This window comes from Paludibacterium yongneupense DSM 18731, assembly GCF_000422925.1.
Taxonomy (GTDB): domain Bacteria; phylum Pseudomonadota; class Gammaproteobacteria; order Burkholderiales; family Chromobacteriaceae; genus Paludibacterium; species Paludibacterium yongneupense.
The window spans coordinates 20,333-35,198 of the sequence record NZ_AUGZ01000008.1 but is presented as its reverse complement, the minus strand read 5'-3'; the positions used below and the strand labels follow the sequence as shown (position 1 = coordinate 35,198).

Sequence of the window (14,866 nt, the reverse complement as noted above, 5' to 3'; positions counted from 1 at the left end):
CGATGGCGCTACCCCCGTGGTCGCGCCGCCGCCCTGGTGCATTGAAGTTGCGCCATACTAGCAACCCCCTGATCGGCCTCACAATTACGAAATCCGCCAACCCTCGTAGCGATTCTTGGCAAGGTGTGCAAACTTCGCCTTTTGCCCGCAGACGACAGCTTCGGAAGCTGATTACAATCACCCCACAGTCACGAGATCGGGCCCGGATGCCGCGCGATCGATATCCGGGCAAGGTCGAACAGGACAGGGGGAGAAGAACGATGACCAAAGCACCCACCGCCTACCGGGTCGCATTGCTGTTCAACGCGAACAAGATCTACGACAGGGAAATCATCACCGGCATAGGCTCCTACCTGAGCAGCACGCGCGCCAGCTGGGACCTGTTTCTCGAGGAAGACTTCCGCTGCCGGCTCAACGGCATCGAACGCTGGCAGGGCAATGGCATCATCGCCGACTTCGACGACCCCGACGTACGCACCGCCTTGTCGCACAGCCGCCTGCCGGTGGTGGCGGTCGGCGGCTCCTACACCGACGAGAGCGACTATCCAGCCGACGTCCCCTATGTCGCGACCGACAACTTCAAGCTGGTCAAGCTGGCCTTCGACCATCTGATCGAAGCGGGGCTGGAACGTTTCGCCTGTTTCAGCCTGCCCGAAGACCCGACCAACCGCTGGGCCCAGGAAAGGGAAAAAGCGTTCGAACTGCTGATGCGCAAGGACGGAATGCCGTGTGAAATCTTCCGTGGCGTCAGGACCAGCGCGCCCTCATGGGACACGGCAGTGAAGCAGCAGATCGAATGGTTGCAGGCCCTGCCCAAACCCATCGGCATCGTCGCCGTCACCGACGCCCGCGCCCGCCAGCTGCTGCAAGCCTGCCTGAGCGCCGGCATCACCGTGCCGGAGCAGGTGGCACTGATCGGCATCGACAACGACCCGCTGGCCCGGACCCTGACCCGGATCCCGCTCAGTTCGGTCGCGCAGGGCGCCCAGGAAATGGGACGCACGGCCGGCCACCTGCTGCACCAGATGCTGCATGGCGCCCGACTGGCCGGAACGCGCATCATCGTGCCGCCGGCCGGCATCAATGTGCAGGCCTCGAGCCGGCACGAAACCCCCAACCATCCCTATGTGATGCAGGCTTTGCATTTCATCCGCCAGTACGCGTGCCAGGGCATCAAGACCGAGCAAGTCGCGGACTACGTCGGCGTTTCACGCTCCTCGCTCGAAACCTACTTCCGGCGCAGCCGCGGACACAGCGTGCATAACGAAATACTGCATTTCAAGCTGGAAGCGGCCAAACACATTCTCGAACACGAAGAACAGAGCATCGCCGATACCGCCGTGCGCTGCGGCTTCACCTCGGTGCAATACATGCATGCGGTTTTCAAACGCGAACTGGGTTGCACTCCGCGCGGATACCAGGAAAGAACGACGGCCATCGCCCAGCCTTGAACGAAACACAGCCCACACTACAGGCAGAAACCATGACCCCCTCCCGACACGAAGACGCCGCTTTGGCCGGCGCGATCCATTACCCGATCACGAGCACGCCTGCCGGCCCGGGCTGCACCCATTACACCCTGCGCAACGCGCACGATGCGCGCGTCGTCATCAGCGACAGGGGAGCGACACTGGTGTCCTGGCTCGCCCCCGACCGCTACGGCCGGGTGGCCGACATCATGCTCGGCTATCCGGACGCCGGCGGCTATGAACGCAATCCGGTCTTCTTCGGCGGGCTGATAGGCCGCTGGGGCAACCGCATCGCCGGCGCCCGCTTCATGCTCGACGGCCTCGACTATCGGGTCGACCACAACGAAGGCGAGAACCACCTGCACGGCGGCGACACCGGCTTTCATCTGGCGATGTGGCAAGCCCGGGTGGAAAGCGGCGGCCTGCGCCTGACCCATACCTCGCCCGAAGGCGACGCCGGCTTTCCCGGCACGCTGCAGGTCGCGGTGTTCTACAGCTTCGACGACAATGGCTGCCTGAGCATTGACTACACCGCCACCAGCGATGCCCCGACCCCCATCAACCTGACCTCGCATGGCTATTTCAACCTCAACGGCGGCACCGGCGACATCTACGACCACATCCTGTCCATCGACGCCGACCACTACCTGGCCATCGACGCGCAGGCGATTCCGACCGGCATCGCCGATGTCGCCAGCAGCGCCTTCGACTTCCGCCAGCCGGCCCCCATCGGCCCCCGGCTCACCTGGCCCGACCCGCAGCTGGCGCTCGGCAACGGCTTCGACCATTGCTTCTGCCTCAATCCCCTGCGCACCGGCGCCACGTCCGAACACGTGCTGCGCGAAGCCGCCACCGTGTTCGACCCGGGCAGCGGCCGCCGCCTCACTGTCGCCACGACCGAGCCCGGACTGCAGTTCTACAGCGGCAACTATCTCGCAGGCATCCAGGGGCGCGGCCAGACGCCCTACCGCAAGCACGACGGCTTCTGCCTGGAAGCCCAGGCCTATCCCGACCAGATCAACGGTCCCCATGCCGAGGACGTCATCCTGCGTCCGGGGCAGATCTACCGCCAGACCACGACCTATACGCTGGGCATTCAGAATTGACGGCGTCCGCCGCGTCCGACCGGGTTCGGCTCGCCGGCGCGGCGGGGAGGGGTGCGGATGAATCAGGCGCTGCGCAGCGCCCGGGCAGGCCAATGGCGCGGCCGCGGGCGCCGCAGCCCGGACGATGAACAGCGACCGGTTTTGCGCGGCAATCCTCGCGTGCACGAACGCGGCGAGGGGACTTCCCGCCGCGATCGGACGAAACACTGACGCTGCGTCCGAGCATCGGCCTGGTGAGCAAAAACGGAGAGTCCTCTCTGCCGGGCCGTGACATTCTAGCGTCCGTGACCCCATGCGCCTTGCCCCGGTCCGACCTGGAGCCCGCAATGTCCGTCACCCCGCACGAGAATCCGCTGTGCGCCCTGCTGCTGCTCGCATTCAACGCCGAAGCCGCAGGGGCAACCCATCTGGCCGAGCCCGGGCCCGACAAGAGCGAGATTGCCTTCGATATCGACGTCCGGTTGTGTACTGACAAGGCCGGCAGTTGGGCGCACATCGACGCCGTCTACCCTCGCCTGTTCTATCAATGCATGGAGGAGCACGGCAACCGGGTGCCCCCATGCCGGGGGCGATGCCGGGGCGCGACGCGAGCGAAATCGGCTTTCGCATCGACCACGATGCGTGTCGCATGAAGGCAGGGATCGGCGACGACGCGCGCCCGGACCGGCGATGGCGCCGGTACGAGAACGGTATGGAACAAAAGGGACACCGCGTGTCGCGCATGCCGCGCGGGGTGATCCTGCTTGATCCCGCCGAGGAGTTCGGCGACGACTGGCCCCTGCCGACCTGCCGTTCCGGATGTGGCCAGGCCCTGATGCCAGGCGTCATTGCCAGCGAAGCTCCCGGCCGCGCGTGCGGCACGTTCCGACGGACGGATGGAGCCTGCGATCGCCCGGCTTGAGCAACGCCGGAAAAAGCGGGCATCTAATGAATTGATACGACATGACAAAGAAGAAGGGGCCAACGGCCCCTTTTACTTGATCAGACTCCGACCAACTTTATTCGGATCAGACGGACTTTATTTACTCTAGCCAAAAACACCGACCGCCCTTACTCCACCGTCACACTCTTCGCCAGATTGCGCGGCTTGTCGACGTCGGTGCCACGCGCAAGCGCGGCATGGTAGGCCAGCAACTGCACCGGGATCGCATGCACGACCGGCGAGAGCACGCCGACGTGGCGCGGGGTGCGGATCACGTGCACGCCGTCCGATTCGCTGAAGTGGCTGTCCAGATCCGCGAACACGAACAGCTCGCCGCCGCGGGCGCGGACTTCCTGCATGTTCGACTTCACTTTTTCCAGGAGGCTGTCGTTGGGGGCGATCACGACCACCGGCATATCGCTGTCGACCAGCGCCAGCGGGCCGTGCTTGAGCTCGCCGGCCGGATAGGCCTCGGCGTGGATATAGGAGATTTCCTTCAGCTTGAGCGCGCCTTCCAGTGCGATCGGATAGTGCAGACCGCGTCCGAGGAACAGCGCATCGCTCTTGCTGGCAAAGCGCTCCGACCAGGTCTTGATCTGCGGCTCCAGATTGAGCGCATGCTGCACGCTGCCCGGCAGGTGGCGCAGATCGTCGAGGTAACCCGCTTCGGCGGCGGCATCGACGCGGCCGCGCATCTTGCCCAGCGTCACCGCCAGCGTGAACAGCGCGACCAGCTGCGTAGTAAAGGCCTTGGTCGACGCCACGCCGATCTCGGCGCCGGCGCGGGTGTAGAACACGAGTTCGGACGCGCGCGGGATCGCGCTCTCGCGCACATTGCAGATCGACAGCGCCGTCTTGTGGCCGCGGCTCTTCGCGTACTTGAGCGCTTCCATGCTGTCCAGCGTCTCGCCGGACTGCGAGATGGTGACGACCAGATGGTCGGGATCGGCCCATGCCTCGCGATAGCGGTATTCGCTGGCAATCTCGACATCGCACTGAATGCCGGCGATGCTCTCGATCCAGTACTTGGCGGTCAGCCCGGCGTAGTAGCTGGTGCCGCAGGCCAGGATCTTGACCCCGGTCAGCGTAGGCAGCAGGGCGGGCGCATTCGGCCCGAACAGGCCGGCCACGAAGCCGTCTTCCAGCACCGCCTCGATGGTGTCGGACAAGGCCTTGGGCTGCTCATGGATCTCTTTCTGCATGAAGTGGCTGTACGGCCCGAGTTCGAGCGAAGCCAGCGACACGTCGGAGACGTGAATCTTGCGCTCCACCGCGCGCTCGTCGCGGTCGAAAACTTTGACTTCGTCGCGCGTGAGCAGGGCCAGATCGCCCTCTTCCAGGAAAATCACGCGGCGGGTGGCGGAGATCACGGCCGAGACATCGGATGCGATGAAGTTTTCCCCCTCGCCCAGGCCGATCAGCAGCGGGCAGCCCATGCGCGCGCACACCAGTTGTTGCGGGCGGTCGATGGCGATCACGCCGATGGCGTAGGCGCCGGTCAGTTCCGACACCGCGCGCCGGGTCGCGGCGAACAGGTCGCCGTCCTGTTGATAGTGGTAGTGCACCAGATGGGCGATGACTTCGGTATCGGTCTGCGATTCGAAGCGATAGCCGAGCGCGCGCAGCGCTTCGCGCTGTTGCTCATGGTTCTCGATGATGCCGTTGTGCACCACCGCGATGCTGTCATGCGACACATGCGGGTGGGCATTGGGTTCGGTCACGCCGCCATGAGTCGCCCAGCGCGTATGTCCGATGCCGAGAAAACCGGACAGGCCTTCGGCCGCCGCCGCGTTCTCCATCTCGGCCACACGCCCGACGCGCCGCACGCGGCGAATCGCGCCATCGACCAGCACGGCGATGCCGGCCGAATCGTAGCCGCGATATTCAAGACGCTTGAGCCCGTCGACCAGGACCGGGACCACATTACGCGAGGCGATGGCGCCAACGATTCCACACATAGTTGCTTCCTTGCTCAGGGCACCCGGCGTGTTGCCGATGCCGTCTACCGGTGAGTGGCGCCCCGGACGAGGGGAGCCGCCACGATCATTTCTTTTTCAGCGGACGCTGCCAGCCGGGAATCGTCACCTGGCGCGCGCGCGACAGCGTGAGTTCGCCGGCCGGCGCGGTGCGGGTAATCACCGAGCCGGCGCCGACGGTCGATCCGTCTTCGAGCGTCACCGGCGCCACCATCAAGGTGCCGGAACCGACAAAGACATTATCCCCTATCGTGGTGCGGAATTTGTCGACGCCGTTGTAATTGACGGTAACGCAACCCGCGCCGACATTGACCTTGCTGCCGATGCTCGTGTCGCCGATATAGGTCAGATGATTGACTTTGCTGCCGACGCCGACCCGGCTCTTCTTGATCTCGACGAAGTTGCCGATATGGACCTGGGCCGCCAGTTCGGCACCCGGGCGCAAGCGCGCATACGGTCCGATGCGGCAGTCGGCCCCGACCGTCGCGTCTTCGAGCAGGGAAAACGGCGCGATCCGGGTACCGGCCGCGACCGTGACGTTCTTGAGTATGCAGTTGGCGCCGATCTGCACATCGTCGCCCAGCGTCACCCGGCCTTCGAACACGCAGTTGACGTCGATGGCGACATCCCGGCCGTGCTCGAGCCGGCCACGGATATCGATGCGCGCCGGATCGGCCAGCGTGACGCCGGCATCGAGCAGGGCCTCGGCATTGTTGCGCTGCAGGATACGCTCGAGTTCGGCCAGCTGGCGCTTGTTGTTGACGCCGGCAGCCTCCCAGCCGTGAGCCACATCGACCGTGGCGGTGCGCACGCCGTCGCGGGCGGCCAGGGCGAGGACATCGGTCAGATAGTATTCGCCTTGCGCATTCGCATTGCCGAGGGCGTGCAGCCAGCCCGCCAGTTGCGAATTGGGCAAAGCCAGCATGCCGGTATTGATTTCGCGAATCGCCTTTTCGGCCGCTGTGCAGTCTTTTTCTTCGACGATGGCAACCGCTGTGCCGTCCATGCCGCGCACGATGCGCCCATAGCCGGTCGGATCGTCCACCGTGTCGATCAGCACCGCCATGCCCTCGCCGCCGGCCGCGACCAGATCGCGCAGCGTCTCGCTGCGCGTGAGCGGCACGTCGCCGTAGAGCACCAGCGTGCTGCCTTCGGCCGGCAGCGCCGGCAGCGCCATTTTCAGAGCATGGCCGGTGCCCAATTGCTCGGCCTGCTCGACCCAGACGATATCCTCGTCCGGTATCGCTTGCCGCACGGCCTCGCCGCCGTGGCCGTAGACCACGATCAGGCGTTCGGGCGACAACTCGCGCGCGCCGCGAATCACGCGCGCCAGCATCGGCTCGCCGCCGATGGGATGCAAGACCTTGGGAAGGGACGAATACATTCGCTTGCCTTTACCGGCTGCGAGAATTACGACGCTGAGGCGATCCATGATTTATTTGGAGTCAATATGTAAAAAAGGCTGCCACATCAAAGTGGCAGCCTGAACTATACACGATTCGCTGTCGCGCTTTTAGTGGACACGCTTTTTCAGGTAGTCCAGCGCCTTGAGTTCGGCAATCGCCAGCGCCAGTGCCGCATGCGCTCTTGCCATTCCCATATCGTCGGTCGCGTGCTTGAGATCCGTCTCGGCAGAACGCTTCGCTTCGTTCGCACGAGCCTCGTCCAGATCTTCCCAGCGCACAGCGGTATCGGCCAGAACGGTGATGTGCGTCGGCTGGATCTCGATCATCCCGCCCGAGACCGCAACCAGCACTTCTTCCTTCTGCCCGGGTACCTTCAAACGCAGCACGCCCGGCGTGATGCGGGTCAGCAGCGGCACGTGCCGCGGGTAGACACCCAGCTCGCCCTCTTGTCCCGGTGCGACCAGAAACTCCGCATCGCCCGAAAAGATCAGCTGCTCGGTGCTAACCACCTCCACACGCATCTTGGCCATAGACCCTCTCCTTGATTACAGGGTCTTGGCTTTTTCAACAGCTTCATCGATCCCGCCGAGCATGTAGAACGCCTGCTCCGGAAGGTGGTCGTATTCGCCGTTGAGAATCGCCTTGAAGCCCTTGATCGTTTCGCGCAGCGACACGTACTTGCCGGGCGAACCGGTAAACACTTCGGCCACGTGGAACGGTTGCGACAGGAAGCGCTGAATCTTGCGCGCACGAGACACCACCAGCTTGTCTTCGTCGGACAGTTCGTCCATACCCAGAATCGCGATGATGTCGCGCAGTTCCTTGTAGCGTTGCAGCGTCGACTGCACGCCGCGAGCCACGTTGTAGTGCTCTTCCCCTACCACCAGCGGATCGAGCTGACGCGAAGTCGAGTCCAGCGGATCCACCGCAGGGTAGATACCCAGCGACGCGATGTCGCGCGACAGCACCACGGTCGCGTCCAGGTGGGCGAAGGTCGTCGCGGGAGACGGGTCGGTCAAGTCATCCGCCGGCACGTAAACCGCCTGGATCGAGGTGATAGAACCCGCGCGGGTCGAGGTGATCCGCTCCTGCAGCCGGCCCATTTCTTCCGCCAGCGTCGGCTGGTAGCCCACCGCGGACGGCATCCGGCCCAGCAGCGCCGACACTTCGGTACCGGCCAGCGTGTAGCGGTAGATGTTGTCGATGAAGAACAGCACGTCGCGGCCCTTGCCGTTTTCGTCCTTCTCTTCGCGGAAGTGCTCGGCCATGGTCAGACCGGTCAGCGCCACGCGCAGACGGTTGCCCGGCGGTTCGTTCATCTGGCCGTACACCATGGCCACTTTGTCCAGAACGTTCGAGTCCTTCATTTCGTGGTAGAAGTCGTTGCCTTCACGCGTGCGCTCACCCACCCCCGCGAACACGGACAGACCCGAGTGTTCCTTGGCGATGTTGTTGATGAGCTCCATCATGTTCACGGTCTTGCCCACGCCGGCGCCGCCGAACAGGCCAACCTTGCCGCCCTTCGCGAACGGGCACAGCAAGTCGATCACCTTGATGCCGGTTTCCAGCAGCTCGGTCGAGTTCGACAACTCGTCGAACTTCGGCGCGGTCTGGTGGATCGCGCGACGCTTGTCGGTCGCAACCGGACCGGCTTCGTCAACCGGGTTGCCCAGCACGTCCATGATGCGACCCAGCGTGGCGGTGCCGACCGGGACGGAAATCGCCGCGCCGGTGTTGCTCACGGCCAGGCCGCGCTTCAGGCCGTCCGAGCTGCCCATGGCGATGGTACGCACCACGCCGTCGCCCAACTGTTGCTGGACTTCGAGCGTCAGATCGGTGTCGACCAGCTTCAGGGCATCATAAATCTTCGGCATGGCATCGCGCGGAAACTCCACGTCGACGACCGCGCCAATGATTTGTACGATTTTGCCTTGGCTCATTATCGGTTCCTAAACTCAATAAACGGGTGCCGGCTGCACGCGGTCATACCGCGGCGGCACCGGCCACAATTTCGGTCAGCTCTGTGGTAATCGCCGTCTGCCGCGACTTGTTGTACACAAGGCGCAACTGTTTGATGGCATTACCCGCGTTGTCGGTGGCGGACTTCATGGCGACCATCCGGGCGGCTTGCTCGGCGGCCATGTTTTCCGCGACGGCTTGATACACCACCGACTCGATGTAGCGTCGCACCAGGAACTCCAGCAGCGAGGCCGGATCCGGCTCGTAGATGTAGTCCCAGGCGTGATTGTGCTCGACGACCATGTGCTCGGCCGGCAGCGGCAACAGTTGTTCCAGCGTCGGCTCCTGCTTCATCGTATTCACGAAGCGGTTGTAGACGAGGTAAACGGCATCGATCTCGCCCGCCGCATACTGCTTGAACAACACCGTCAACGGCCCGATCAGGCGCTCCATCACCGGCAGGTCGCCCAGCTGCACCGCACTGGCGACCATGTTCAGTCGCGTGCGGTGGCAGGCAGCCACCGCCTTCTGGCCGAGGCAGCACACGTCCACTTCGACGCCCTGCTCGTTCAGTTCCTTGACCTTGGCGTAGAAGCGCTTGAACGCGTTGGCGTTCAGGCCCCCGCACAAGCCCTTGTCCGACGAAACGAGGATGATGCCGGCGCGCTTGACCACATCGCGCCGCACCAGCAGCGGATGCGCCGTCTCGGCCGCATTGGCGTGAGCCAGGTGCGACATGACGGTACGTACCTTTTCCGCGTACGGACGCGCCGCGCGCATGCGCTCCTGCGTCTTGCGCATCTTGGACGTCGACACCATCTGCATAGCGCGGGTGATCTTCTGCGTGTTTTGCACGCTTCGGATCTTGGTCAGTATCTCTTTCCCGACAGCCATATCCTGAACCTTTCTTTTGCCTGATGATTTAGTGAGTCAAAAGATTCAGTTGAGGCTGAAGCCGCTCTTGAACGCATCCATCGCGCCAACAAGCACTTTTTCCTGCTCGCCGCCCAGCTCGCCGCTCTCGTTCACGGCTTGCAGCAGGTCCGCGTGGTTCGTGCGTACATGCGACAGGAAGCCTGCTTCGAAATCGAGCGCCTTCTTGACCGGCACGTCTTCGTAACTGCCCTTGTTGACCGCCCACAGCGTCAACGCCATTTCGGCGATCGACAGCGTCGCGAACTGCTTCTGCTTCATCAGTTCGGTCACGACTTCACCATGCAGCAACTGCTTGCGCGTCGCTTCGTCGAGGTCGGAGGCAAATTGCGAGAACGCCGCCAGTTCGCGGTATTGCGCCAGAGCCAGACGGATACCGCCGCCGAGCTTCTTGATGACCTTGGTCTGGGCTGCACCGCCGACGCGCGATACCGAAATACCGGCGTTGATGGCCGGACGGATACCCGCGTTGAACAAGTCGGTTTCCAGGAAGATCTGGCCGTCGGTGATCGAAATCACGTTGGTCGGAACGAAGGCGGACACGTCGCCGGCCTGCGTTTCGATAATCGGCAAGGCCGTCAGACTGCCGGTCTTGCCCTTGACGGCGCCGCCGGTCAGACGTTCGACTTCGACCTCATTGATGCGGGCCGCCCGTTCCAGCAGACGGGAGTGCAGATAGAACACGTCGCCAGGGTAGGCTTCGCGGCCCGGCGGACGGCGCAGCAGCAGCGAAATCTGACGATAGGCGACAGCCTGCTTGGACAGATCGTCGTAAATGATCAGAGCGTCTTCGCCGATGTCGCGGAAGTATTCGCCCATCGTGCAACCCGAGTACGGGGCGATGTATTGCAGCGCCGCGGCTTCGGAAGCGGTCGCGGCCACCACGATGGTGTGGGCCAGCGCGCCGTGCTCTTCGAGCTTGCGCACCACGTTACCGACCGAAGAGGCCTTCTGGCCGATCGCCACATAGATGCAGACGACGCCGGTGCCCTTCTGGTTGATGATCGCATCCAGGGCCACGGCGGTCTTGCCGGTCTGGCGGTCGCCAATGATCAGTTCGCGTTGACCGCGGCCGATCGGCACCATCGAGTCGATCGACTTCAGCCCGGTTTGCATCGGCTGCGACACCGATTGACGCGCGATCACGCCCGGGGCGATCTTTTCGATCGGGGCGCTGTGCTTCGCATCGATCGGGCCCTTGCCGTCGATAGGCTGACCCAGGGCGTTGACGATGCGACCGATCAGTTCCGGGCCGACCGGCACTTCCAGAATGCGCCCGGTGCAATGCACTTCGTCGCCTTCGGAAATGTGTTCGTACTCGCCCAGAATGACCGCGCCGACAAAGTCGCGCTCGAGGTTCATGGCCAACCCGAAGGTATTGCCCGGAAACTCGATCATTTCGCCCTGCATCACATCGACAAGACCATGAATTCGAACGATACCGTCGGTCACGGAAATCACCGTACCCTTGGTACGGGTTTCAGCGCCTTCAGCCAGATTCTGGATCTTGGCCTTGATCAGATCGCTGATTTCAGAGGGGTTCAACTGCATGTTCTCTCCTAATTCTTGAGGCTTGCCGCCATGGCTTGCAGTTTGCCGCGCACGGAGGCATCGATGACGTCATCACCGACCAGCACCCGCACCCCGCCGATCAGGTCAGGATTCTCGCGCACATCAAGACGCACGGTCTTGCCGTACTTCCTGGAAAGCGTCGCGGTCAGCTCGGCTTTTTGCTCATCGCTCAGCCCGAAAGCCGTTTCCACCTTGGCGTCGAGGATGTTGGCCGCCTGAGCCACGAGCTGCTCGAACTGGCTGGCGATCTCCGGCAACAGCAACAGACGGTGGTTTTCGACCAGGAGGACGATGAAGTTTTTGACATCGTCGTCAACCTGGCTGCCGACCATGTCCAGCAACAAGGACTCGACTTCTTCAGCCGTGTGCTTGGGACTGGTGATCAGCTCGACCACGTCGGGGTTGTTCACCATGGCAGCCAACCAAACGAGCGCATCAGACCAGCGATCCGGCTGCCCTTTTTCGGTGGCCAGGCTGAATACCGCTTCGGCGTAGGGCCTGGCGACGGTAATGAGTTCTGCCATGAATAGTTAAAACTCCGCTTTGATGGAGGCCAGCAGATCGGCGTGCCCGGCAGGGTCGATCTCCCTGCGCAGGATCTTCTCTGCGCCGGACACCGCCAGCATGGCAACCTGTTCGCGCAAGACATCCTTGGCGCGCAGGACTTCGAGATCGATCCGGCCCTTGGCTTCGGCGATGATGCGCGCGCCTTCCGAGTCCGCGGCCACGCGGGCCTCGTCCACGATCAGGTTCGCACGCTTTTCCGCCCCCGCGACGATTTCCGCAGCCTGCTGCCGAGCTTTGCGCAGCTCGTCGGCAACGCGCTTTTCGGAAGCCTGCAGATCCTGACGGCCACGCTCGGCCGCCGACAATCCGTCGGCGATGCGCTTGGCACGCTCGTCCATCATATTGGTAAGCGGAGGCCAAACAAATTTCATGGTGAACCATACCAGGATGGCAAAGGTCAGCGCCTGCCCCAGTAGTGATACGTTGAATTCCACGTTTGTTTCCCTCCTGTTTTATCTGCAACTACCGCATTACGGCCAACAGCTTAGTGAGCCGCTTTCAGAGCTGCCAGGGCAGCGGACAGGAACGGGTTGTTGAAGATGAACAGCATGCCGATACCCACACCGATCATGGCGATCGCGTCGAGCAGACCGGCGATAATGAAGAGCTTGGTTTGCAGAACTGGAATCATCTCGGGCTGACGAGCCGACGACTCGAGGAATTTGCCCCCCAGGATCCCAAAGCCGATTGCGGCACCCAGTGCACCAAGGCCAATGATCAGGGCTGCAGCGATAGCGGTCATCGACTGAATCTGAGAAACGAATGCTTCCATTTATGTCTCCTAAAACTTCATACAAAAGACGGTTAGAAAAAAAGTAACGCGACTACGACTGAATTAATGATTCTCGGCGGCAAGGCTCATATACACGATGGTCAGCATCATGAACACGAAAGCCTGCAGCGTGATGATCAGGATGTGGAAAATCGCCCACGGCGCCCCCAGAATCCATTGCACCTGCCACGGCAGCAAGGCGATCAAGATGAAGATCAGCTCGCCGGCGTACATATTGCCGAACAACCGCAAAGAAAGCGAAATCGGCTTGGCCACCAGTTCCACCAGCTGGAACAACAGGTTGACCGGAGCCAGAATAACGGTCCCGACGGCACCGGAGGCATGGAAGGGCGCGGTCAGCAGCTCCTTGCCCCAGCCGCCGAGGCCCTTGGATGTGATGGAAAACCCGATGATGCAGACCAGCACCGACAGCGACATCGCGAACGTCGCATCCACGTCGGCCGACGGCACCACGCGCAGGAACACATGCTCGGGATCGGCGCCGAACGCCGTGTGGCCGATCCACTGCGCGATCATCGGCAGAAAATCGACCGGCAGCATGTCCATCGCGTTCATCAGGAAGATCCAGCAGAAAATCGTCAACGCCATCGGCGCGAGCACTTTGCTCTTGCCGTGGAAGGTCTCCTTGACCTGATTGTCGACCATGTCGAAGATCATCTCGACGAACAATTGCAGGCGCCCCGGATTCTCGACGCGAGCGCGCCGCGCAACCGTCGCGAAAACGGCCACGAACACAAAACCGAGAATCAGGGAGACAGTGAAGGTATCGACGTGGAGGCTCCAGAATCCGGTGGACGAATTCCAGTGCGTCAGATGGTGCTTGATATATTCAGAGGCGTTGCTTGCCATTGCTATTTCTCAATCTTGTTAAGAAGCCCGAGCCAGTATGCGGAAGCGGAAGCGATATAGCCCCCGAACAAACCGGCAACCGACAAACCATTGAAACACATCAAAACCGCACCAAATAACAGCGCGGTCAATGCGATCTTGACCGCTTCGGCCTTAAAATGAGCCAGCAGCAACTGGCCAGGCGGAACATGACGGTGGGCAAAAGCAACCCGGCTATACGCGAACGCCGGGATCCAGGCAATGAAACCGCCCAGCAGGATAGCCACGCAAACGCTCGTGGAACCCCTGCTCAGTATTGCCCCCAACAATACCGCACCCAGAATTAGTTGCATTTGCAAACGCAGTATGCGCCCAACCGGGGATTTAGCCATAGGGACGCCGCCAAATCATTTGATTATAGTCAGACGCATTGATTTCAGTCAACCAAACTCCCGTTATGCCAATAGCCTATTATGTTGGTTATTTGTCTGATTCTACTTCGAATTTTTCCAGCAAGCCATCCAGTTCATCCAGACTCGAATAATCGATGCTGATCCGGCCGCTGCCGTTCGGACGATGGGCGATCCCGACCCGTGCGCCCAGCCGTTGCGCGAGCGTCTCCGCCAGCCGCGCCACATCGGGGTCGACGCGTTTGGCCGCGCGCGGCGCAGGCGGCTCCGCCGGCGCCAGTTGAGCGCGCCGCTCGACCTCGCGCACCGACCAGCCCTGCTCGGCCGCCTCTTCGGCCAGCGCGAGCTGACGCCCGGCCGGCAGCGGCAGCACGGCGCGCGCATGCCCCATCTCCAGCCGGCCCTCGTGCACCATCTGCTGGATGGCCTGCGGCAGGGCCAGCAGGCGCAGCAGATTGGATACCGCGCTGCGCGAGCGGCCGACCGCAGAGGCGGCGGCTTCATGCGTGAGCCCGAATTCGTCGATCAGACGCTTGATGCCCTGCGCCTCCTCGAGCGGATCGAGTTCCTGGCGCTGGATGTTCTCGATCAGCGCCATCGCCAGCGCGGCCTCGTCGGCCACGACGCGGACGACGGCGGGAATCTCGCTCAAGCCCGCGCGGCGCGCGGCGCGCCAGCGGCGCTCGCCGGCGATGAGTTCGTACTCGCCGAGGCCGATCTCGCGCACGACCACGGGCTGGATGATGCCCTGGGCGCGGATGGAGGCGGCCAGTTCGTCGAGCGAGGCCTCGTCCATGCGGGTGCGCGGCTGGTACTTGCCGGGGCGGATAGAGTCGAGAGGCAGAGTCTGCAGACGGTCGTCCGTTCCGTCGGAGGCGGATAGCAGCGCGTCGAGACCGCGCCCGAGTCCTTTGAGTTTGGCCAT

Annotated in this window: 16 protein-coding genes; 4 read left to right on the top strand and 12 right to left on the bottom strand. The window is 62.8% G+C overall.

Features of this window, described 5'->3' with window-relative positions; all coding sequences use genetic code 11:
- The first annotated feature begins 260 nt into the window (after nt 1–260).
- The 4 genes from G520_RS21565 (at nt 261) to G520_RS0104610 (ending at nt 3,476) form a co-directional block, all read left to right on the top strand.
- Nucleotides 261–1,451: a XylR family transcriptional regulator gene (locus tag G520_RS21565; RefSeq protein ID WP_036665380.1), complete on the top strand. Its 1,191-nt coding sequence runs from the start codon at nt 261–263 to the stop codon at nt 1,449–1,451.
- 32 nt (nt 1,452–1,483) lie between these two features.
- Complete coding sequence (locus G520_RS0104625) at nt 1,484–2,575, top strand: aldose epimerase family protein (RefSeq protein WP_051229043.1); 1,092 nt, start codon at nt 1,484–1,486, stop codon at nt 2,573–2,575.
- 326 nt (nt 2,576–2,901) lie between these two features.
- The gene (locus G520_RS0104615; protein WP_028534624.1) at nt 2,902–3,207 is read left to right on the top strand and encodes a hypothetical protein; all 306 of its coding nucleotides are present in this window, start codon (nt 2,902–2,904) and stop codon (nt 3,205–3,207) included.
- Nucleotides 3,208–3,266: 59 nt separating this feature from the next.
- Entirely contained in the window at nt 3,267–3,476 is a 210-nt protein-coding gene (locus G520_RS0104610; RefSeq protein ID WP_156876877.1) for a hypothetical protein, read from the top strand.
- A gap of 149 nt (nt 3,477–3,625) precedes the next feature.
- Here G520_RS0104610 and glmS read toward each other — a convergent pair whose 3' ends face one another.
- The 12 genes from glmS to G520_RS0104550 all read right to left on the bottom strand — a co-directional run bounded on the left by glmS (nt 3,626) and on the right by G520_RS0104550 (nt 14,866).
- Complete coding sequence (glmS, locus tag G520_RS0104605) at nt 3,626–5,455, bottom strand: glutamine--fructose-6-phosphate transaminase (isomerizing) (RefSeq protein WP_028534622.1); 1,830 nt, start codon at nt 5,453–5,455, stop codon at nt 3,626–3,628.
- Between the two features lie 85 nt (nt 5,456–5,540).
- A complete protein-coding gene (glmU, locus tag G520_RS0104600; RefSeq protein ID WP_028534621.1) occupies nt 5,541–6,905 on the bottom strand; it encodes a bifunctional UDP-N-acetylglucosamine diphosphorylase/glucosamine-1-phosphate N-acetyltransferase GlmU in 1,365 nt (454 codons plus the stop codon).
- 81 nt (nt 6,906–6,986) lie between these two features.
- Complete coding sequence (locus tag G520_RS0104595; RefSeq protein WP_028534620.1) at nt 6,987–7,409, bottom strand: F0F1 ATP synthase subunit epsilon; 423 nt, start codon at nt 7,407–7,409, stop codon at nt 6,987–6,989.
- Between the two features lie 15 nt (nt 7,410–7,424).
- Nucleotides 7,425–8,819 carry a F0F1 ATP synthase subunit beta gene (gene atpD, locus G520_RS0104590; protein ID WP_028534619.1) on the bottom strand — a complete coding sequence of 465 codons (1,395 nt, stop codon included), beginning with the start codon at nt 8,817–8,819 and terminating at the stop codon, nt 7,425–7,427.
- A gap of 43 nt (nt 8,820–8,862) precedes the next feature.
- Nucleotides 8,863–9,732, bottom strand: coding sequence for a F0F1 ATP synthase subunit gamma (atpG, locus tag G520_RS0104585; RefSeq protein ID WP_028534618.1), 870 nt, complete (start codon nt 9,730–9,732; stop codon nt 8,863–8,865).
- 45 nt (nt 9,733–9,777) lie between these two features.
- Nucleotides 9,778–11,322: a F0F1 ATP synthase subunit alpha gene (atpA, locus tag G520_RS0104580; protein ID WP_028534617.1), complete on the bottom strand. Its 1,545-nt coding sequence runs from the start codon at nt 11,320–11,322 to the stop codon at nt 9,778–9,780.
- A gap of 8 nt (nt 11,323–11,330) precedes the next feature.
- The gene (locus G520_RS0104575; protein WP_028534616.1) at nt 11,331–11,867 is read right to left on the bottom strand and encodes a F0F1 ATP synthase subunit delta; all 537 of its coding nucleotides are present in this window, start codon (nt 11,865–11,867) and stop codon (nt 11,331–11,333) included.
- Between the two features lie 6 nt (nt 11,868–11,873).
- Nucleotides 11,874–12,344: a F0F1 ATP synthase subunit B gene (locus tag G520_RS0104570; protein WP_028534615.1), complete on the bottom strand. Its 471-nt coding sequence runs from the start codon at nt 12,342–12,344 to the stop codon at nt 11,874–11,876.
- 50 nt (nt 12,345–12,394) lie between these two features.
- Nucleotides 12,395–12,682 (bottom strand): F0F1 ATP synthase subunit C, encoded by a 288-nt coding sequence (atpE, locus tag G520_RS0104565; protein WP_028534614.1) that lies wholly within the window; start codon nt 12,680–12,682, stop codon nt 12,395–12,397.
- A gap of 63 nt (nt 12,683–12,745) precedes the next feature.
- Nucleotides 12,746–13,552: a F0F1 ATP synthase subunit A gene (atpB, locus tag G520_RS0104560; RefSeq protein ID WP_028534613.1), complete on the bottom strand. Its 807-nt coding sequence runs from the start codon at nt 13,550–13,552 to the stop codon at nt 12,746–12,748.
- Nucleotides 13,553–13,554: 2 nt separating this feature from the next.
- Nucleotides 13,555–13,884, bottom strand: coding sequence for an ATP synthase subunit I (locus G520_RS0104555; RefSeq protein ID WP_246542716.1), 330 nt, complete (start codon nt 13,882–13,884; stop codon nt 13,555–13,557).
- Nucleotides 13,885–14,011: 127 nt separating this feature from the next.
- Nucleotides 14,012–14,866, bottom strand: coding sequence for a ParB/RepB/Spo0J family partition protein (locus G520_RS0104550; protein ID WP_028534611.1), 855 nt, complete (start codon nt 14,864–14,866; stop codon nt 14,012–14,014).